Annotated in this window: 16 protein-coding genes; 14 read left to right on the forward strand and 2 right to left on the reverse strand. The window is 70.8% G+C overall.

The window, feature by feature from the left end:
• Positions 1–2: 2 nt before the first annotated feature.
• The gene (locus ACFVXE_RS10490; protein WP_389670633.1) at positions 3–1004 is read left to right on the forward strand and encodes a cation diffusion facilitator family transporter; all 1002 of its coding nucleotides are present in this window, start codon (positions 3–5) and stop codon (positions 1002–1004) included.
• A 40-nt stretch (positions 1005–1044) separates the two neighbouring features.
• On the opposite strand, the gene ACFVXE_RS10495 is transcribed toward ACFVXE_RS10490, so the two are convergent.
• On the reverse strand, positions 1045–1824 hold the full coding sequence (locus ACFVXE_RS10495) for a phosphatase (RefSeq protein WP_389670634.1): 780 nt from the start codon (positions 1822–1824) through the stop codon (positions 1045–1047).
• Between the two features lie 462 nt (positions 1825–2286).
• Here ACFVXE_RS10495 and ACFVXE_RS10500 point away from each other — a divergent pair, with 462 nt between their 5' ends.
• Positions 2287–3252: a helix-turn-helix domain-containing protein gene (locus tag ACFVXE_RS10500; RefSeq protein WP_389670635.1), complete on the forward strand. Its 966-nt coding sequence runs from the start codon at positions 2287–2289 to the stop codon at positions 3250–3252.
• A 309-nt stretch (positions 3253–3561) separates the two neighbouring features.
• Here the strand turns inward: ACFVXE_RS10500 and ACFVXE_RS10505 are convergent, their stop codons facing one another.
• A complete protein-coding gene (locus ACFVXE_RS10505; protein ID WP_389670636.1) occupies positions 3562–4164 on the reverse strand; it encodes a TetR/AcrR family transcriptional regulator in 603 nt (200 codons plus the stop codon).
• Positions 4165–4273: 109 nt separating this feature from the next.
• Between ACFVXE_RS10505 and ACFVXE_RS10510 the strand changes: the two genes are divergently transcribed.
• The 12 genes from ACFVXE_RS10510 to ACFVXE_RS10565 all read left to right on the forward strand — a co-directional run bounded on the left by ACFVXE_RS10510 (position 4274) and on the right by ACFVXE_RS10565 (position 18479).
• Positions 4274–5881: a carboxyl transferase domain-containing protein gene (locus ACFVXE_RS10510; protein WP_389670637.1), complete on the forward strand. Its 1608-nt coding sequence runs from the start codon at positions 4274–4276 to the stop codon at positions 5879–5881.
• A 14-nt stretch (positions 5882–5895) separates the two neighbouring features.
• Positions 5896–7974, forward strand: a complete 2079-nt coding sequence (locus ACFVXE_RS10515; protein WP_389670655.1) for an acetyl-CoA carboxylase biotin carboxylase subunit — start codon at positions 5896–5898, stop codon at positions 7972–7974.
• Positions 7971–8912, forward strand: coding sequence for a hydroxymethylglutaryl-CoA lyase (locus ACFVXE_RS10520; protein WP_389670638.1), 942 nt, complete (start codon positions 7971–7973; stop codon positions 8910–8912). Before ACFVXE_RS10515 ends, ACFVXE_RS10520 begins: the two co-directional genes overlap by 4 nt.
• 8 nt (positions 8913–8920) lie before the next feature.
• A complete protein-coding gene (locus tag ACFVXE_RS10525) occupies positions 8921–10081 on the forward strand; it encodes an acyl-CoA dehydrogenase family protein (protein ID WP_389670639.1) in 1161 nt (386 codons plus the stop codon).
• A 114-nt stretch (positions 10082–10195) separates the two neighbouring features.
• Complete coding sequence (locus tag ACFVXE_RS10530; RefSeq protein WP_389670640.1) at positions 10196–10837, forward strand: GNAT family N-acetyltransferase; 642 nt, start codon at positions 10196–10198, stop codon at positions 10835–10837.
• The gene (locus ACFVXE_RS10535; RefSeq protein WP_389670641.1) at positions 10834–11193 is read left to right on the forward strand and encodes a hypothetical protein; all 360 of its coding nucleotides are present in this window, start codon (positions 10834–10836) and stop codon (positions 11191–11193) included. Before ACFVXE_RS10530 ends, ACFVXE_RS10535 begins: the two co-directional genes overlap by 4 nt.
• A 128-nt stretch (positions 11194–11321) precedes the next feature.
• Complete coding sequence (locus ACFVXE_RS10540; protein ID WP_389670642.1) at positions 11322–12350, forward strand: ABC transporter substrate-binding protein; 1029 nt, start codon at positions 11322–11324, stop codon at positions 12348–12350.
• 104 nt (positions 12351–12454) lie between these two features.
• Positions 12455–13303, forward strand: a complete 849-nt coding sequence (locus ACFVXE_RS10545; protein WP_389670643.1) for a siderophore-interacting protein — start codon at positions 12455–12457, stop codon at positions 13301–13303.
• Between the two features lie 149 nt (positions 13304–13452).
• Positions 13453–14901 (forward strand): pyridoxal phosphate-dependent decarboxylase family protein, encoded by a 1449-nt coding sequence (locus ACFVXE_RS10550; RefSeq protein ID WP_389670644.1) that lies wholly within the window; start codon positions 13453–13455, stop codon positions 14899–14901.
• On the forward strand, positions 14885–16162 hold the full coding sequence (locus tag ACFVXE_RS10555) for a lysine N(6)-hydroxylase/L-ornithine N(5)-oxygenase family protein (RefSeq protein WP_389670645.1): 1278 nt from the start codon (positions 14885–14887) through the stop codon (positions 16160–16162). Before ACFVXE_RS10550 ends, ACFVXE_RS10555 begins: the two co-directional genes overlap by 17 nt.
• Complete coding sequence (locus ACFVXE_RS10560; protein WP_389670646.1) at positions 16159–16707, forward strand: GNAT family N-acetyltransferase; 549 nt, start codon at positions 16159–16161, stop codon at positions 16705–16707. The genes ACFVXE_RS10555 and ACFVXE_RS10560 overlap by 4 nt, the downstream gene beginning before the upstream one ends.
• Positions 16704–18479 (forward strand): IucA/IucC family protein, encoded by a 1776-nt coding sequence (locus ACFVXE_RS10565; protein WP_389670647.1) that lies wholly within the window; start codon positions 16704–16706, stop codon positions 18477–18479. The genes ACFVXE_RS10560 and ACFVXE_RS10565 overlap by 4 nt, the downstream gene beginning before the upstream one ends.
• Positions 18480–18524 lie beyond the last annotated feature (45 nt).

Raw genomic sequence — 18524 nt, forward strand, 5'->3', positions numbered from 1 at the left:
CCATGAGCGCCGAGAACAGCACCAGCAGCAGCGCGACCGGTGGGGAGTCCACGTTCACTGTCGTCGTCGCGGCGGCCGCCAATCTCGGTATCGCCCTGGCGAAGGCGGTCGCGGGGCTGATCAGCGGATCGAGCGCGATGCTGTCCGAGGCGGCGCACTCGGTCGCCGACACCGTCACCGAGGTCCTGCTGCTCACCGCGCTCAAGCGCAGCGAGAAGCCCGCCGACGAGGAACATCCGCTGGGGTACGGCCCCGAGCGGTACATCTGGGCGATGCTCGCCTCGGTCGCCACCTTCGTCGGCGGCGCGGTGTTCGCCATCTACGACGGCGTCCACACCCTGGTCCAGGGCGAGGAGCTCGGCGACCCGCTCATCTCGTACATCGTGCTGGGCATCGCCTTCGTGCTGGAGGGTTTCTCCCTGCGGACGGGCCTGCGCCAGGTCCGCGGCGAAGCCGCCCGGCTGGGCGCACCGACCACCCACTATCTGCGCCGCACCGCCGACACCGCGGTCAAGGCCGTCGTGATGGAGGACTCCGCGGCCCTGGCCGGCCTGCTCCTCGCCGCGGGCGGCCTCCTCGGCGGTCAGCTCTCCGGCTCAGGCGTCTGGGACGGCATCGCGTCGATCCTGATCGGCGCGCTGCTGGTGTACGTGGCCTGGGTGCTTGGCCGCTCCAACGCCCAGCTGTTGATCGGCCGCCCGGTGCCGAAGGAGATGCGGGCCGGGATCCGCGAGGAACTGCTGTCGGTCCCGCACATCATCGACGTCCTGGAGCTCACCACCCTCATTCAGGGACCGACGGAGATCCTGATCGCCGCGAAGGTCGACTTCCGTGACGCGTCGACCGCGGGGCAGATCGAGTGGGCGTGCGAGGAGGCGGAGGAGCAGCTCCAGGAGCGGTACCCGGCGATCCGCCGGGTGTATCTCGACCCGACGCCGGGGCTGGGGCTGGAGCGGGAGCAGGAGCAGGAGCGACGGGACGGATCGGGCCCGCCCGGCGGCTGAGGCCGGGCATCGAGTGCATGGGTCCGGCGGACCGCCGACGTCAGACCAGCCCCGCGGCGTCCAGCAGGTACTCCGTCATCGGGTCGTAGAACCGCGGGTCCAGCACATGGTCGTCAAGCGGCACGACGACCTGGAGGGTGCCCTCGGCCTCCCCGACGAAGAGTGCCGGGTCGTTGCAGTCCGCGTACCCGACCGAGTCGACTCCGCGCTGCCCGGCGCAACCCGCCCACCCGTGGTCGGCGACGACCAGATCCGGCAGCGGCCGCCCCTCCCGTTCCAGGCCGTCCAGGATCGCGGCCATCGGCGCCGGCGAGTGCGTGTGCCACAGTGTCGCCCCGCGCTCCATCACGGCCACGTCGGCGAACTGGAAGACCATCCCCTCGTCCGCCATCAGCCCGGACGGAATCCGTACGATCTCGCATCCGGCCCTGCGCAGCGCGTCCGCGGTCTGCCGGTGCACGTCCAGCAGCCCACCCGGGTGCCCGGTCGCGAACAGCACCCGCTCCGATCCCTCCGCCGCCTTGCGCAGCCGGGCCGCCATCCGCTCCAGCGCGTCGACGGTCAGCTCGGGGTCGATGGTGTCCTGCCCGTGCCGGTGCTCCGGATCGTCGCTGACCCCGCACCGCTCGGCCATCACCGCGAGCACGTCCTGCTCATCGGCCCACCGGGTGCCGAGTTCCAGTCCCAGCCAGTAGTGGCGGTCGCCGTTGGCGAGGTGACGGTAGTGGGAGAGGTTGTTGTCGCGCGGGGTGGCGACGTCTCCGGCGATGCGCGTACGGACAAGGTGTTCGACGAGGGCGGCACGGCTGGGTATCGGCATGAACCCATTGTGCCGTCAGGGGTGCGCAGTGTGCCGGTCGTCTTGCACGGCGGACACGGGGAGGCTGCCACCGCCCCTTGGACGGGCCTGATCGCCCTGCAGGAGCCGGGGGAGGCCACCGTGCCGCAGCGGCGCCCTTCCGTGCAGCGCCCTTGGGCGGAAGGGGCACACCGGATCGCGGCTGTCGCGACCCGGTGGCCCGCGACCCGGTCGGTCACGACCTGACCGGTCGCGACGCGGTGCGTCGCGACATCAAAAGCTTTTGATCCCTTGGGGAATTACCCTCCCCGACCCCACCTGCCCCCCATCACCCACAAGGGTGAGGTTTTCCAACTGGGCTGGATTTCGGTCCGGTTGGCAGGCATATGCTCGCCGCGACAAACCCCAGACATGCGTCGGCCCCCGGCCGGGACTGCGAATCCCGATCGAGGGCCTGACCACCGAGGAAGTTAGGGCTTCCCGATGGATACCCAGCAGATTACCGCGCCCTCGCGCGCCACGGCAGGCGATCCCCGTCCTGCCACCCCATCTGGTGTCATCCACGTCAACACCCGGCACACCAGCCGCTACACGGTCATCGGCAACCACCTCGCCCAGCACCGCGAGATGTCGCTGCTCGCGATCGGTCTGGCCGTGCACATCCAGTCGCTGCCCGCCGGGGCCAAGATCGGCATCAAGTTCCTCGCCGACCGATTCCCGGAGAGCGAGACCCGGATCGCAGCCGCCCTGCGCGAGCTGGAGAGCCACGGATACCTGTCCCGTTCGCGGGAGCGTACGTCCGGCGGCCGGGTCGTCACGCGGACCGTGTCGTACAACCAGCCGGGTGCGGGAGCAGCAGCTCGGACCGGTCCCGCCTGCCCGCCGAAGCCCGAGCCCAGGACCGACCGGCAGCAGCAGGAGCGCGAGACGATACTGCCTGCGCCGGCTGCCCAGCCTGCCTCGACACCAGCCCCGGTGGTCGTCCCGGCGCAGCGAGCCGCGCCGCCGGGAGCCACCCCGCCCCCGCCGCTGCCCGAGCCGCAGACCGCCGATCTCGCCCGCCACCGCGTCGCCGTCGACCTTCTCGCCAGCCTGCGCCGCCATGATCCCCGACTGCTGCTCTCCGAGGACGGCACCCGACAGCTGGCCCCCGCCGTCGCCGCCTGGCTCGAACGCGACGCCCACCCCGACGCCGTACGCCGCACCCTCGTCGCCGACCTCCCCGAACCTCTGAAACACCCGGTGGGTCTCCTCGCCCACCGCCTCACCGTCCTCCTGCCGCCCCCGCTCCCTGCCGCCCCGGCCCGGGAAGCCGTACGGTGCCCGGATCAGCTGCAGAACTGCGACGGGTGCGACCGCGCCTTCCGGGCACCGGAGCCCGGCAAGTGCCGCGGCTGCCGAAAGGCGAGCGAATCAGAACTCGACGAGCACCTGGAGCACTGCGCGTGACCATCCCGCATGTATATGGAGTGTCTGGCGCTGGATCGAAGCCGCCCAGTACCACCTCGCCCAGCGCGGACTGCACCGGAGCCTGTCCACCGTCGACTGGCTGGTTTGCGCCACGGCCGCGCACCACGGCTTGGTCGTTCTGCACGACGACAGCGACTACTGCGCCGCGGCGCGCGTTCTGACCGATGTGACGGAACGGAGCGTGTTCTCCCCGCCCTCGTGATCCGACCGCACGCCCGGCGGCATGCCGGTCGGCCTGCCCGGCATGCCGACCGAACCTGCCTCGCCAGGACGCGGCCGCCGCAAACGCTAGGACACCGCCGCCGCGAACGCCCCCCGCGCCAGCCGGTGCAGCAGCGCCGCCGTTGCCGTGCGGCCCGGGAGGGCACCGGGGCGGCCCAGGTGCGGGGTCGAGTTCAGCAGGCCGAAGACCGCGTGGACGGTGGCGCGGGCCTCGTTCTCGGGGAGGAGGGGGTAGAGGGCTCGGACGACCTCGACCCAGAGTTCCACGTACTGGCGCTGGAGCTGGCGCACCCGCTTGCGGTCGGCGTCCCGGAGGCGGTCCAGCTCGCGGTCGTGGAGGGTGATCAGGGGGCGGTCGTCCAGGGCGAAGTCGATGTGGCCCTCGATGAGCGCGTCCAGCAGGGCTCCCGGGGAGCCGTCGCCGCCGGCCGTGTCCTCCGCGACACGCAGCTGCCCGCCGGCCAGGAGGCGCTCGCTGATACCGACCAGCAGTTCGGCGAGCATCGCGTCCTTGCCCGGGAAGTGGCGGTAGAGGCCGGGGCCGCTGATCCCCACGGCGGCGCCTATCTCGTCCACGCCCACACCGTGGAATCCACGCTCGGCGAAGAGGCGGGCAGCCTCTTTGAGGATCTGCTCGCGGCGCGTCGGGGCGTCTGTCCTGGTGGTCATGGATTCGATTCTAGACAGTGGCGTTAGCGAGCGTTAACCTGAGGGAAATGTGTTAACGCTCATTAACCGAGTCGGCCGGACCGGCCGACCGGGCAAGGGGGCTCGACGGATGCAGCAGGCACCGGTGCTGGCGAGTGCGGCGGATCCCGCGTCTCAGGGCTGGCCGGCCAACGAGGAGGCGCACCGCGCGCTCGGCGACGAGCTGCGCGCGCGGCTGGCCGCGGCCCGGCTGGGCGGGGGTGAGAAGGCCCGTGCCCGCCATGTCGCGCGCGGCAAGCTGCTGCCCCGGGACCGGGTGGACGCGCTGCTCGACCCCGGGTCGCCCTTCCTGGAGCTTGCACCTCTGGCAGCCGAGGGGCTGTACGGGGGTGCGGCCCCGGCGGCCGGCGTGATCGCCGGGATCGGACGGGTCAGTGGGCGTGAGTGCGTGATCGTCGCCAATGACGCGACGGTCAAGGGCGGCACGTACTACCCGATGACGGTGAAGAAGCACCTGCGGGCGCAGGAGGTGGCACTGGAGAACCGGCTGCCGTGCCTGTACCTGGTGGACTCCGGCGGCGCGTTCCTGCCGATGCAGGACGAGGTGTTCCCGGACCGTGAGCACTTCGGGCGGATCTTCTACAACCAGGCGCGGATGTCGGGAGCCGGGATTCCGCAGGTCGCGGCCGTGCTGGGGTCCTGCACGGCCGGTGGGGCGTACGTCCCCGCGATGAGCGACGAGGCCGTGATCGTACGGAACCAGGGGACGATCTTCCTCGGCGGTCCGCCGCTGGTGAAGGCCGCGACCGGCGAGGTGGTCACGGCGGAGGAGCTGGGCGGCGGCGAGGTCCACTCCCGGATCTCGGGCGTCACCGACCACCTGGCGGAGGACGACGCGCACGCGCTGCGGATCGTCCGGAACATCGTGTCGACACTGCCCGCGCGAGGGCCGCTGCCCTGGTCCGTGGAGGCCGTGGAGGAGCCGAAGGTCGATCCCGCCGGGCTGTACGGGGCGGTGCCGGTCGATTCACGGACCCCTTACGACGTGCGGGAGGTGATCGCGCGGGTCGTCGACGGGTCGCGGTTCGCCGAATTCAAGGCGGAGTACGGGACGACGCTGGTCACCGGTTTCGCCCGGATCCACGGGCATCCGGTCGGCATCGTCGCCAACAACGGCATCCTGTTCTCCGAGTCCGCCCAGAAGGGCGCACACTTCATCGAGCTGTGCGACCAGCGCGGCATCCCGCTGGTCTTCCTGCAGAACATCTCCGGGTTCATGGTCGGGCGCGACTACGAGGCGGGCGGCATCGCCAAGCACGGCGCCAAGATGGTCACCGCCGTCGCCTGCACCCGGGTCCCGAAGCTGACCGTCGTGGTCGGCGGGTCCTACGGAGCCGGGAACTACTCGATGTGCGGGCGGGCCTACTCGCCGCGCTTCCTGTGGATGTGGCCCAACGCCAAGATCTCCGTCATGGGCGGCGAGCAGGCCGCGTCCGTCCTCGCGACGGTCAAGCGCGACCAGCTGGGCGACGACTGGAGCGCGGCCGACGAGGAAACCTTCAAGGCGCCGATCCGCGAACAGTACGAGACGCAGGGCAACGCGTACTACGCCACCGCCCGGCTCTGGGACGACGGGGTGATCGACCCGCTGGAGACCCGGCAGGTGCTGGGGCTCGCCCTGACCGCGTGTGCCAACGCCCCGCTGGGTGAGCCCGGCTTCGGCGTCTTCCGGATGTGAGGGAACAGATGACGATGTTCGACACCGTTCTGGTCGCCAACCGCGGCGAGATCGCGGTCCGGGTGATCCGGACCCTGCGCGAGCTGGGTGTGCGGTCCGTCGCCGTCTTCAGCGACGCGGACGCCGAGGCCCGGCACGTACGTGAGGCGGACACGGCGGTACGGATCGGTCCGGCGGCCGCCTCCGCCAGCTATCTGAGCGTGCCCGCGCTGCTGGAGGCGGCCCGCCGCACCGGCGCGCAGGCCGTGCACCCGGGGTACGGGTTCCTCGCCGAGAACGCCGGGTTCGCGCAGGCCTGCGCGGACGCGGGTCTGGTCTTCATCGGGCCGCCGGCATCGGCGATCTCGCTGATGGGCGACAAGATCCGGGCCAAGGAGACGGTGGCCGCGGCCGGCGTCCCGGTCGTCCCCGGGTCGTCCGGGAGCGGACTCGACGACGCTCGACTGGCCGAAGCGGCGCACGCGATCGGGATGCCGGTATTGCTGAAGCCGTCGGCGGGCGGCGGCGGCAAGGGCATGCGGCTGGTGCGTGACGAGGCACTGCTCGCCGAGGAGATCGCCGCCGCCCGGCGCGAGGCCCGCGGCTCGTTCGGGGACGACACCCTGCTGGTGGAGCGGTGGATCGACCGTCCGCGCCACATCGAGATCCAGGTCCTGGCCGACGGGCACGGAAACGTGGTGCACCTCGGCGAGCGCGAGTGCTCGCTCCAGCGCCGTCACCAGAAGATCATCGAGGAGGCGCCGTCGGTCCTGCTCGACGAGGAGACCCGGGCGGCGATGGGCGAAGCCGCCGTCCAGGCGGCCCGCTCCTGCGGGTACGTCGGTGCGGGCACGGTGGAGTTCATCGTCCCGGGCAGCGACCCGGCCTCGTACTACTTCATGGAGATGAACACACGCCTCCAGGTCGAGCACCCGGTGACCGAGCTGATCACCGGACTGGACCTGGTGGAGTGGCAGTTGCGGATCGCCGGCGGCGAGCAGCTCCCCCACAAGCAGGCGGACATCACGTTCACCGGGCATGCGATCGAGGCCCGGATCTGCGCCGAGGACCCGGCCCGCGGCTTCCTGCCGTCCGGCGGCACGGTCCTCTCCCTGAGCGAGCCGGACGGCCGAGGCGTACGGACCGACTCGGGGCTCAGCGCGGGCGCCGAGGTCGGCAGTCTGTACGACCCGATGCTCTCGAAGGTCATCGCCCACGGTCCGGACCGGGCCACGGCGGTGCGGCGGCTGCGCGCGGCCCTGTCGGAACTGGTGATCCTGGGCGTGCCGACGAACGCCGGGTTCCTGCGCCGGCTGCTCGCCCATCCGGCCGTGGTGGCGGGCGAGCTCGACACCGGCCTGGTGGAACGCGCGGCGGACGGGCTGCTGCCCGACGGGGTACCGGAGGAGGTGTACGCGGCGGCGGCGCTGCTGCGTGGCGCCTCCCCCGGGGACATCTCCCGGCCGGAGCCCTCCGGCTGGACCGACCCGTTCTCGGTGGCCGACGGCTGGCGGCTGGGGGGCACCCCCGCCCGCACGGTCCGCCACTTCCGGCTGCCGGGCCACGACCCGGTGCAGGTCTCCGTACGCTCCTGCGCGGCAGGCGTCGAGCTGACGTTCGGCCACGTCGGGGAGGGCGCGCTGCCGCCGGCCCCCGAGACGGGCGCCTGCGGCCCGCTCGCCCCGCTGCCCGGCGGCACGGAGACGGCCAGGGTCGTCGAGCTGACCGCGCACCGCCTCACCCTCGAACTCGCGGGTGTCACGCATACGTTCAGCCACGCGGCCTCGCCGGGCGGGGCGTGGCTGGGCCGCGACGGCGACACCTGGCACGTGCAGGACCACGACCCGGTGGAGGCGTCCCTCAGCGGCGCCCTGCGCGCCGGCGCCGACACGCTCGCCGCGCCGATGCCGGGCACGGTCACCGTGGTGAAGGTGGCCGTCGGGGACGAGGTCGTCGCCGGACAGAGTCTGCTGGTCGTGGAGGCGATGAAGATGGAGCACGTCATCTCCGCCCCGCATGCCGGGACCGTCACCGAGCTCGATGTGACGGCCGGCGCCACCGTCGCCATGGACCAGGTACTGGCCGTGGTGGTCCCGGACGAGGAGAAGGCATGACCGACGGCGAGCTGCCCATGACCGTCCCCGCGCAGGGGATGCCCGCCCGGGTGCGCATCCACGAGGTCGGTGCCCGCGACGGACTGCAGAACGAGAAGGCCGTCGTACCGACGGAGGTGAAGGCGGAGTTCGTCCACCGGCTCGCCGCCGCCGGCCTGACCACCGTCGAGGCGACCAGCTTCGTCCACCCGAAGTGGGTGCCCCAACTCGCCGACGCCGAGGATCTGTTCCCCCGGCTCGCGGACATCGACGGGGTCGCGCTCCCGGTACTCGTGCCGAACGAGCGCGGTCTCGACCGGGCGCTCGCGCTCGGTGCCCGCCGGATCGCCGTCTTCGGTTCGGCGACCGAGTCGTTCGCCGCCCGCAACCTCAACCGCACGGTCGACGAGTCGCTCGCCATGTTCGAGCCGGTCGTCGCCCGCGCCAAAGCCGGCAAGGTGCACGTCCGCGGCTATCTGTCGATGTGCTTCGGCGACCCGTGGGAGGGGGCCGTCCCCGTCCACCAGGTCGTAAGGGTCGCCAAGGCGCTGATGGACCTCGGCTGCGACGAGCTGTCCCTGGGCGACACCATCGGCGTCGCCACCCCCGGCCATGTGCAGGATCTGCTCTCCCAGCTGAACGAGGAGGGCGTGCGCACCGACACCATCGGGGTGCACTTCCACGACACGTACGGCCAGGCGCTAGCCAACACCCTCGCCGCGCTCCAGCACGGTGTCACCACCGTGGACGCCTCCGCGGGCGGCCTCGGCGGCTGCCCCTACGCGAAGAGCGCCACCGGGAACCTCGCCACCGAAGACCTCGTGTGGATGCTCCACGGCCTCGGCATCGAAACCGGGGTCGACCTCGACGCGCTCACCGCCACCAGCGTGTGGCTCGCCGAACAACTGGGCCGCCCGAGCCCGTCCCGTACCGTCCGCGCCCTCTCCCACAAGGAGTGACCCCCGCCATGTCCCTGGATCACCGGCTGAGCGCCGAACACGAGGAACTGCGTCGCACCGTCGAGGAGTTCGCGCACGACGTGGTCGCTCCGAAGATCGGCGACTTCTACGAGCGCCACGAGTTCCCGTACGAGATCGTGCGGGAGATGGGCCGGATGGGCCTGTTCGGGCTGCCGTTCCCGGAGGAGTACGGCGGCATGGGCGGCGACTATCTCGCCCTCGGGATCGCCCTGGAGGAGCTGGCCCGCGTCGACTCGTCCGTGGCGATCACCCTGGAGGCCGGGGTCTCGCTCGGCGCGATGCCGCTCCACCTCTTCGGCACCGAGGAGCAGAAGCGGCAGTGGCTGCCGAAACTCTGCTCGGGCGAGGCGCTCGGCGCGTTCGGCCTGACCGAGCCGGACGGGGGGTCGGACGCGGGCGGCACCCGGACGACCGCCGTGCGCGACGGGGACGAGTGGGTGATCAACGGCTCCAAGTGCTTCATCACCAACTCCGGTACCGACATCACGGAGCTGGTCACGGTCACGGCGGTCACCGGCCGCAAGGAGAACGGGGCCCCGCTGATCTCGTCGATCATCGTGCCGTCGGGGACCCCCGGATTCACGGTCGCCGCCCCGTACTCCAAGGTCGGCTGGAACGCCTCGGACACCCGTGAGCTGTCCTTCGCCGACGTCCGGGTGCCCGTGGCGAACCTGCTCGGCGAGGAGGGCCGCGGGTACGCACAGTTCCTGCGGATCCTGGACGAGGGCCGGATCGCGATCTCGGCCCTGGCGACCGGCCTGGCGCAGGGCTGCGTGGACGAGTCGGTGAAGTACGCCGGGGAGCGGCACGCCTTCGGCCGGCCGATCGGCGCCAACCAGGCCATCCAGTTCAAGATCGCGGACATGGAGATGCGGGCGCACATGGCACGGGTCGGCTGGCGGGACGCGGCGTCCAGGCTCGTGCACGGTGAGCCGTTCAAGAAGGAGGCGGCGCTCGCCAAGCTGTACTCCTCGACGGTCGCGGTGGACAACGCCCGCGACGCGACGCAGATCCACGGCGGATACGGCTTCATGAACGAGTACCCGGTGGCGCGGATGTGGCGCGACTCCAAGATCCTGGAGATCGGCGAGGGGACGAGCGAGGTGCAGCGGATGCTGATCGCGCGGGAGCTGGGGCTGCCGGCCTGACGGTTCCGGGCCGGGGCCGGGCTCCGGGGCCTGCCCCCGGAGCCCGCCCGTGGCGGGCGGGGCGGCCCCGATATTGATTCGACGGTGGACCACCCGTCCGGGCAGAGTCTGTTCATGGACCCCCGGCACTGGCCCTTGTACGGGCTTCGCATCCGCACACCCCGCCTGGAACTCCGACTCCCCGACCTTGAGTTGCTCGACGATCTCGCGACGGTCGCCGCCGACGGGGTGCACGCGCCCGACAGCATGCCGTTCACCGTGCCGTGGACCGACGGCACGCCCGCCGCCCGGGGCCGGGCCGTGTACCAGCACGTGCTGTCCACCGTCGCCGACTGGTCGGTACGGAACTGGGTGCTGAGCCTCGCCGTGCTGCACGAGGGCAAGGTGGTCGGGCGGCAGGACGTGATGGCGCGCGACTTCGCGGTCACCGGCGAGGTCAACACCGGCTCGTGGCTGGGCCTGGCGCATCAGGGACAGGGCATCGGCACCGAGATGCGGGCCGCCGTGCTGCATCTGGCGTTCGCCGGGCTCGGCGCCCGGAGCGCGACCTCGTCGGCGATGACGGACAACCCGCGCTCGATCGGCGTCTCGCGCCGGCTCGGCTATCTGCCGGACGGGCTGGAGGTGGCCGCCCTGCGTGGCGCTCCCGTCACCCTGCAACGCCTGCGGCTCGACCGCGACCGCTGGGAGGAGCACCGCACCGTCGATGTGCGGATCGACGGACTCGACGCGTGCCGGGGGGACTTCGTCGGATGACGCTCCTGGTGCAGACGTTCGTGCGGGAGGAGGACGGCACGCTGCGCCTTCTCGACGACGCCTGGGACGGCAGCGAGATGGCGGGCGTCGAGATCTGCCGGACCGAGCTGTGGGGGTCCGAGGCGGTCCGGGCGCTCGGGGCCCGGTTCCTGCCGGAGCTGGCCACCTACGACCTGTACGTCGAGCCGGAGGACATCGAGGAGTTCCTCGCCGAGTGCGAGCTGCTGCGTGGGCACACTGCGGAACTCGACGTCCGCTGCGGCTTCCGTGCGGGCTATGTCGCCGAGCGGCTTGCCAACATCGCCGCGGCAGCCCGGCGGGCCCGCAGCGTGGGTGGCGGAGTACTCGTCAGCTGAGGGCCTCCCCTCGGGGCCTCCCGCTCCGGATCGGCAGGGCCCCCTGTGGACAAGGGGTGAGGTTAGGCTAACCTACCTTCGAACTCGTCAGCGGGCGCCGACCGGCGCGTACGAAAGCAGACACACCCATGCCCAAGGTCCGGACCACCTCCCTCTCCCGTCGCGGCCTGCTGGCCGCCGGCGGCGCCGTCGGCCTCGGCGCCGTGCTCGCGGCCTGCGGCGACGGCGACTCGAAAGGCTCCGGCTCGGGCTCGAGTTCCGCGAAGTCCGGCCCGTGGACGTTCAAGGACGACCGCGGCCTGACCGTGAAGGCCAAGTCGGTCCCGAAGAACATCGTCGCCTTCACCGGTGTCGCCGCCGCCCTCCACGACTACGGCATCGAGGTCAAGGGCGTCTTCGGCCCGACGAAGACCAAGGACGGCAAGCCCGATGTGCAGGCCGGCGACCTCGACATCACCAAGGTCGAGATCCTCGGCAACGTCTGGGGCGAGTTCAACGTCGAGAAGTACGCGGCGCTCGGCCCGGAGCTGCTCGTCACGGCCATGTGGGAGAAGGACGCCCTCTGGTACGTGCCGGACCAGTCCAAGGACAAGATCCTGAAGCTGGCCCCGAGCGTCGCCCTGTGGGCGGCCGAGACCACCATCCCGAAGGCGATCCAGCGCCACGAGGACCTCGCCGCCTCCCTCGGCGCCGACGTCAAGGCCGCCAAGGTGACCGACGCCAAGGCCCGCTTCGAGAAGGCCGCGGCCCGGCTGCGCGCCGCCGCCAAGTCCAAGCCGAACATCAAGGTCATGGTCGGCTCGGCCAGCCAGGACCTCTTCTACGTCTCGCTAGCCAAGATGTCCGCGGACACCCTGTACTTCCAGGAACTGGGCGTGAAGTTCATCGAGCCGAAGGTCAACAAGGCCGGCTTCTTCGAGGAGCTGAGCTGGGAGAACGTCGACAAGTACGACGCGGACATCATCATGATGGACAACCGCTCCTCGGCCCTGCAGCCCGACGCCCTGACGTCCAAGCCGACCTGGGCGCAGCTGCCCGCCGTCAAGGCCGGCCAGGTCATCCCGCGTACCACCGAGCCGATCTACTCGTACGACAAGTGCGCACCGATCCTCGAGGACCTCGCGAAGGCGATCGAGGACGCGAAGAAGGTCGCCTGACCCGCCTGACCTCCCCCATCGGCACCGGTTCCGGCCCGGCCGGGTTCCTCCCGGCCGGGCCGGTCCCGTTTCCCCCGCGTCCCGGTTCTGGAAGGAGCCCCCGCATGACGACCGCCGCTCCCCCCGTCGCCCCCTTCCGGTTCTTCGGCCTGACGGTCACCCGGACCAGGCGGCTGGGACCCTCGATGCTCCGGATCACCTTCGGCGGTGCGGGCCTCGACGGCTTCGCCGCCGGGGGCCGCGACCAGAGCCTCTCGCTCTTCCTGCCGCACCCCGGCCAGACGGAACCAGTGGTTCCGGTCGATCAGGACGGTGAGTGGTTCGCCGCGTGGCGCGCACTGCCGGACGACGTACGGGCGGTCCTGCGCTCGTACACGGTGCGTGCCCAGCGCCGCGGCCCCGACGGTTCGACCGAGATCGACATCGACTTCGCACTGCACGAGGACGGCGGGCCGGCCTGCCGCTGGGCCGCCGCTGCCGCCCCGGGCGATCTGCTGAAGGCGCTCGGTCCGGCCGTCGAGGACAACACGGCCGTCCGTTTCCGGCCGCCGCAGGACACCGACTGGGTACTGCTCTGGGCCGACGAGACGTCCCTGCCCGCCGCGTCAGCCGCTCTGGAGTGGCTGCCGGCCGGCATGCGGGCCCGGGTCTGGCTGGAGGTCCAGCACACCGAGGACCGCCAGGCGCTCAACACCGCGGCCCGCGCCCGGATCAGCTGGCTCGTCCGGGACGAGGGCGCACCGTCCGCCGTGGAGGCCGTCCGCGCCGCCGAGCTGCCCGAGGGGACCCCGTACGTCTGGATCGCGGGCGAGTCGTCGAATGTGCGGGCGCTGCGCCGCCATCTTGTGCAGGACCGTCAGTTCGACCGCCGGCGCGTGACGTTCGTCGGGTACTGGCGTCGGGGGCTGAACGAGGAGCAGCTGCGCGCGGAAGCGGCCACCGAAGACGCCTAAATCAGACAACCTCCGTGCCCAGAGGGGGCGAGGGAACGAAGCCGTCAAAGTTAGGTTAGGCTAACCTAACTTCGGCATCGCGCCCTCGCCCCCTCTTCTCTGTCCTGAGGGTGCCGATGATGTTTCCCCGCATCCGGGAGGACCCCTTCATGCGTTCGCACCTGCTCAACGACACGACTGCGGAGCACTACCGGCGCTCCGTGACCGCAGGAGTCGAACGGGTCGCAGCCAAACTCGCCGCCACCGACCGGCCGTTCACCGGGATCTCCGTCGACGAGCTCGCTCCGGTCGTCGACGCGATCGATCTCGACCGGCCGCTGGGCGACGCGTCGGCCGCCCTCGACGAGCTCGACCGCGTCTATCTCCGTGACGCCGTCTACTTCCACCACCCCCGCTACCTGGGCCACCTCAACTGCCCCGTGGTCATCCCCGCGGTCCTCGGCGAAGCCGTCCTCTCGGCCGTCAACTCCTCCCTGGACACCTGGGACCAGAGCGCGGGCGGCACCCTGATCGAGCGCCGGCTGGTCGACTGGACCGCCGCCCGGATCGGCCTCGGCCCGGCCGCGGACGGCATCTTCACCAGCGGCGGTACACAGTCCAACCTGCAGGCCCTGCTGCTCGCCCGTGAAGAGGCCAAGTCCCGCCCCGAACAGTTCACCCGGCTGCGGATCTTCACCTCCGAGTGCAGCCACTTCAGCGTCCAGAAGTCGGCGAAACTACTCGGCCTCGGACCGGACTCCGTCGTCTCGGTCCCCGTCGACCGGAACAAGCGCATGCAGACCATGGCCCTCGCCCGCGCGCTGGAGCAGTGCGTCGCCGAGGGCGCCGTCCCGATGGCGGTCGTCGCCACCGCGGGCACCACCGACTTCGGCTCCATCGACCCGCTGCCCGAGATCGCCGCGCTCTGCCAGCAGTTCTCCACCTGGCTGCACGTCGACGCCGCGTACGGCTGCGGGCTGCTGGCCTCCCGCGAACGCCGCCACCTCCTGGACGGCATCGAGCACGCCGACTCGGTCACCGTGGACTACCACAAGTCCTTCTTCCAGCCGGTGAGTTCCTCCGCCGTACTGGTCCGCGACCGGGCCACGCTGCGCCACGCCACGTATCACGCGGAGTACCTCAACCCGCAGCGGATGGCCGAGGAGCGCATCCCCAACCAGGTCGACAAGTCCCTGCAGACCACCCGCAGATTCGACGCCCTGAAACTGTGGATGACCCTGCGCGTGATGGGCGCGGACGGCGTCGGCGAGCTCTTCGACGAAGTCTGCGACCTGGCCGCGGAGGGCTGGCAGCTGCTCACCGCCGACCCGCGCTTCGACGTGGTCGTCGAACCGCAGCTGTCCACCCTGGTCTTCCGCTGCGTCCCGGCCGGAGCCACCTCGCCCACCGAGATCGACCGGGCCAACCTCTACGCCCGCAAGGCGCTCTTCGCCTCGGGTGAGGCAGTCGTCGCCGGAACCAAGGTCGGCGGCCGCCAGTACCTGAAATTCACCCTGCTCAACCCCGAAACGACCGCGCAGGACATCGCCGCGGTCCTCGACCTGATCGCCGGCCACGCCGAGCAGTACCTGGGAGACTCCCTTGACCGCGCTTCCTGACCTCCACGACTTCATCGGGATCGGCCTCGGCCCGTTCAATCTCGGCCTCGCCTGCCTGACCGAACCCATCGACGAACTGAGCGGTGTGTTCCTGGAGTCCCAGCCGGACTTCGAGTGGCACTCCGGGATGTTCCTCGAAGGCGCCCATCTCCAGACACCGTTCATGTCGGACCTGGTGACGATGGCCGACCCCACCTCGCCGTACTCCTTCCTCAACTACCTGAAGGAGCGCGGCCGGCTGTACTCCTTCTACATCCGGGAGAACTTCTACCCGCTGCGGACCGAGTACAACGACTACTGCCGCTGGGCCGCCGCCAAACTGAGCAGCATCCGCTTCAACGAGACCGTCGAGTCGGTCACGTACGACGAGGGCACCGCCCTCTACACCGCGACCACCGCCGCCGGAGGCGTCTTCCGCGCCCGGCATCTGGTGCTCGGCACGGGAACCCCCGCGTACATTCCGGAGGCCTGTCACGGCCTGGGCGGCGACCTCCTGCACAACTCCCGCTACCTGGACGGCAAGGCGGCCCTGCAGACGAAGGAGTCCATCACCCTCGTCGGCAGCGGGCAGAGCGCGGCGGAGATCTACTACGACCTGCTCTCCGAGATCGATGTGCACGGCTACCGGCTGAACTGGGTGACGCGCTCGCCGCGCTTCTTCCCGCTGGAGTACACCAAGCTGACGCTCGAGATGACCTCACCGGAGTACATCGACTACTTCCACGCGCTGCCCGAGCAGACCCGCTACGGGCTGGAATCCGGCCAGAAGGGGCTCTTCAAGGGGATCGACTCGGAGCTGATCGACTCGATCTTCGATCTGCTCTACCAGAAGAACCTGCCCGGCCCGGTCCCCACCCGGCTCCTCACCAACTCGGCACTCCACAGCGCGAGCTACGAGGAGGAGAGCGGCACGTACACCCTCGGGCTGCGCCAGGAGGAGCAGGGCAAGGACTACACCCTCACCACCGAAGGACTGGTCCTCGCCACCGGCTACCGCTACACCCCGCCGGCCTTCCTGGAGCCGATCACCGGGCGGCTGCGCCACGACAGCCACGGCCGCTTCGACGTGGCCCGCAACTACTCGATCGACACCACCGGGCGGGGCGTCTTCCTGCAGAACGCGGGCACGCACACCCACTCGATCACCTCGCCCGACCTGGGCATGGGCCCCTACCGCAACGCGTACATCATCGGCGAGATGCTCGGCCGTGAGTACTACCCGGTCGAGAAGTCCATCGCCTTCCAGGAGTTCGCCGTATGAGCACCGCCCCCGGGACGTTCACCGTCCGCTCCCTCGACCCGCTCGGCGACGCCGAGCTGGTGCACGGCTGGGTGACCCACCCCAAGGCCTCCTTCTGGCTGATGGGCGACGCCGCACTCCACGACGTCGAGCGGGAGTACATGGGCATCGCCGCCCACCCGCACCACGACGCCTTCATAGGACTGCACAACGGGGAGCCCGCCTTCCTGATGGAGCGGTACGACCCCGCGGAGGTCGAGCTCAAGGGGTTGTACGAGGCCGAGCCGGGCGACATCGGCATGCACTTCCTGGTCGCCCCGACCGACACCCCGGTGCACGGTTTCACCCTCGCCGTGATCACCGCCGTCATGGAGACGCTCTTCGCCGACCCGTCGGTACGCCGCGTGGTCGTCGAGCCGGACGTCCGCAACGGCGCCGTGCACGCCCTCAACAAGGCCGTCGGCTTCGAGGTCCTCCGGGAGATCGCCAAGCCGGAGAAGACCGCCCTGCTCAGCGCATGCACCCGGGAACAGTTCGAGGCCGCGCGCGAAGGAGCCGCCCGATGACCACGACCACCGGTGCCGTCGCGCACCTGACCCCGGAACGCTGGGCCACCGCCGACCGGCTGCTGATCCGCAAGGCGCTCGCCGAGTTCGCCCATGAGCGGCTGCTCGCCCCGGAGCCGCTCGGCGACGACCTGTACGCGGTACGCAGCGACGACGCGGCGACCGAGTACCGCTTCGCCGCCCGCCGCTTCTCCCTCGACCACTGGCAGGTGGACGCGGCCTCCGTGACCCGCCACCGGCACGGCTCCGAACTCCCGCTGAACGCGATGGAGTTCTTCGTCGAGCTGCGCGAGGCCCTGGGGCTCTCGGCGGAGATCCTGCCGGTCTACCTGGAGGAGATCTCCTCCACGCTGGCCGGGACCGCCTACAAACTGACCAAGGAGCCGGTGACCTCCGCCGGGCTCGTCGCCGCCGGTTTCCAGGCGATCGAGACGGGCATGACCGAGGGTCACCCCTGCTTCGTCGCCAACAACGGACGGCTCGGTTTCAGCGTCGACGAGTACCGGGCCTACGCCCCCGAGGCCGCGAGCGCGATCCGGCTGGTCTGGCTCGCCGCCCGCCGCGACCGGGCCACGTTCACCGCGGGCGCCGGGCTCGACTACGCCGCGCTGATCGAGGGCGAGCTGAGCGAGGAGACCCGGACCCGGTTCGCCGCCGCCATGACGGCACTGGGGCTCGACCTCGACGAGTACCTGCTGATCCCGGTCCATCCCTGGCAGTGGTGGAACAAGATGTCCGTCACCTTCGCCGGGGAGCTCGCCCGGCGCCATCTGGTCTGCCTCGGCGAGGGCGACGACAGCTACCTCGCCCAGCAGTCGATCCGTACCTTCTTCAACACGGACCACCCGGAGAAGCACTACGTCAAAACGGCTCTCTCCGTCCTCAACATGGGCTTCATGCGCGGACTCTCGGCCGCGTACATGGAGGCGACGCCCGCGATCAACGACTGGCTGGCCGGGCTGATCGAGCGGGACGACGTGCTGCGTGCGGCCCGGTTCTCGATCATCCGTGAGCGGGCGGCGATCGGCTACCACCACCGGACGTACGAGGCGGCCACCGCCAAGGGCTCCCCGTACCTGAAAATGCTCGCCGCGCTCTGGCGGGAGAGCCCGGTGGCGGGGCTGGCGCCGGGCGAGCGGGTCGCGACCATGGCGTCGCTGGTCCACACCGACCACGAGGGCAACTCGGTCGCGGGCGCGCTGATCGCCGAGTCGGGGCTGGCCCCCGCACAGTGGCTGCGGCGCTACCTGGACGCCTACCTGGTGCCGGTCCTGCACAGCTTCTACGCGTACGACCTGGTGTACATGCCGCACGGCGAGAACGTCATCCTGGTCGTCGAGGACGGTGTCGTCACGCGCACGATCTTCAAGGACATCGCCGAGGAGATCGCGGTCATGGACCCGGAAGCGGTGCTCCCGCCCCAGGTCGAGCGGATCCGCGCCGAGGTCCCCGACGACATGAAACTGCTGTCGGTCCTCACCGACGTCTTCGACTGCTACTTCCGCTTCCTCGCCGCCGGGCTCGCCACCGAGGGGATCATCGACGAGGAGACGTTCTGGCGGACGGTCGCCGCGTGCGTGTCCGGCTACCAGGAGTCGGTGCCGCAGCTCGCGGAGAAGTTCAAGCAGTACGACATGTTCACCGAGGAGTTCGCGCTGTCCTGCCTGAACAGGCTGCAGCTGCGCAACAACAAGCAGATGGTCGACCTGACGGACCCGTCCGGTGCGTTGCAGCTCGTCGGCATGTTGAAGAACCCGATCGCGGGGTTGTAGCGCCTCCCGTCCGGATCGGTCCGGCCCCCGGGAACGGGGCCGGAC

It is taken from the genome of Streptomyces sp. NPDC058231 (assembly GCF_042882275.1).
In the GTDB taxonomy this organism is placed as follows: domain Bacteria; phylum Actinomycetota; class Actinomycetes; order Streptomycetales; family Streptomycetaceae; genus Streptomyces.

What these genes read in the sequence shown, in the direction of transcription:
- ACFVXE_RS10490 (WP_389670633.1), top strand. Translation starts at nt 3, where the DNA reads ATGAGCGCCGAGAACAGCACCAGCAGCAGCGCGACCGGTGGGGAGTCC.
- ACFVXE_RS10495 (WP_389670634.1), bottom strand. Translation starts at nt 1,824, where the DNA reads ATGCCGATACCCAGCCGTGCCGCCCTCGTCGAACACCTTGTCCGTACG.
- ACFVXE_RS10500 (WP_389670635.1), top strand. Translation starts at nt 2,287, where the DNA reads ATGGATACCCAGCAGATTACCGCGCCCTCGCGCGCCACGGCAGGCGAT.
- ACFVXE_RS10505 (WP_389670636.1), bottom strand. Translation starts at nt 4,164, where the DNA reads ATGACCACCAGGACAGACGCCCCGACGCGCCGCGAGCAGATCCTCAAA.
- ACFVXE_RS10510 (WP_389670637.1), top strand. Translation starts at nt 4,274, where the DNA reads ATGCAGCAGGCACCGGTGCTGGCGAGTGCGGCGGATCCCGCGTCTCAG.
- ACFVXE_RS10515 (WP_389670655.1), top strand. Translation starts at nt 5,896, where the DNA reads ATGTTCGACACCGTTCTGGTCGCCAACCGCGGCGAGATCGCGGTCCGG.
- ACFVXE_RS10520 (WP_389670638.1), top strand. Translation starts at nt 7,971, where the DNA reads ATGACCGACGGCGAGCTGCCCATGACCGTCCCCGCGCAGGGGATGCCC.
- ACFVXE_RS10525 (WP_389670639.1), top strand. Translation starts at nt 8,921, where the DNA reads ATGTCCCTGGATCACCGGCTGAGCGCCGAACACGAGGAACTGCGTCGC.
- ACFVXE_RS10530 (WP_389670640.1), top strand. Translation starts at nt 10,196, where the DNA reads ATGGACCCCCGGCACTGGCCCTTGTACGGGCTTCGCATCCGCACACCC.
- ACFVXE_RS10535 (WP_389670641.1), top strand. Translation starts at nt 10,834, where the DNA reads ATGACGCTCCTGGTGCAGACGTTCGTGCGGGAGGAGGACGGCACGCTG.
- ACFVXE_RS10540 (WP_389670642.1), top strand. Translation starts at nt 11,322, where the DNA reads ATGCCCAAGGTCCGGACCACCTCCCTCTCCCGTCGCGGCCTGCTGGCC.
- ACFVXE_RS10545 (WP_389670643.1), top strand. Translation starts at nt 12,455, where the DNA reads ATGACGACCGCCGCTCCCCCCGTCGCCCCCTTCCGGTTCTTCGGCCTG.
- ACFVXE_RS10550 (WP_389670644.1), top strand. Translation starts at nt 13,453, where the DNA reads ATGCGTTCGCACCTGCTCAACGACACGACTGCGGAGCACTACCGGCGC.
- ACFVXE_RS10560 (WP_389670646.1), top strand. Translation starts at nt 16,159, where the DNA reads ATGAGCACCGCCCCCGGGACGTTCACCGTCCGCTCCCTCGACCCGCTC.
- ACFVXE_RS10565 (WP_389670647.1), top strand. Translation starts at nt 16,704, where the DNA reads ATGACCACGACCACCGGTGCCGTCGCGCACCTGACCCCGGAACGCTGG.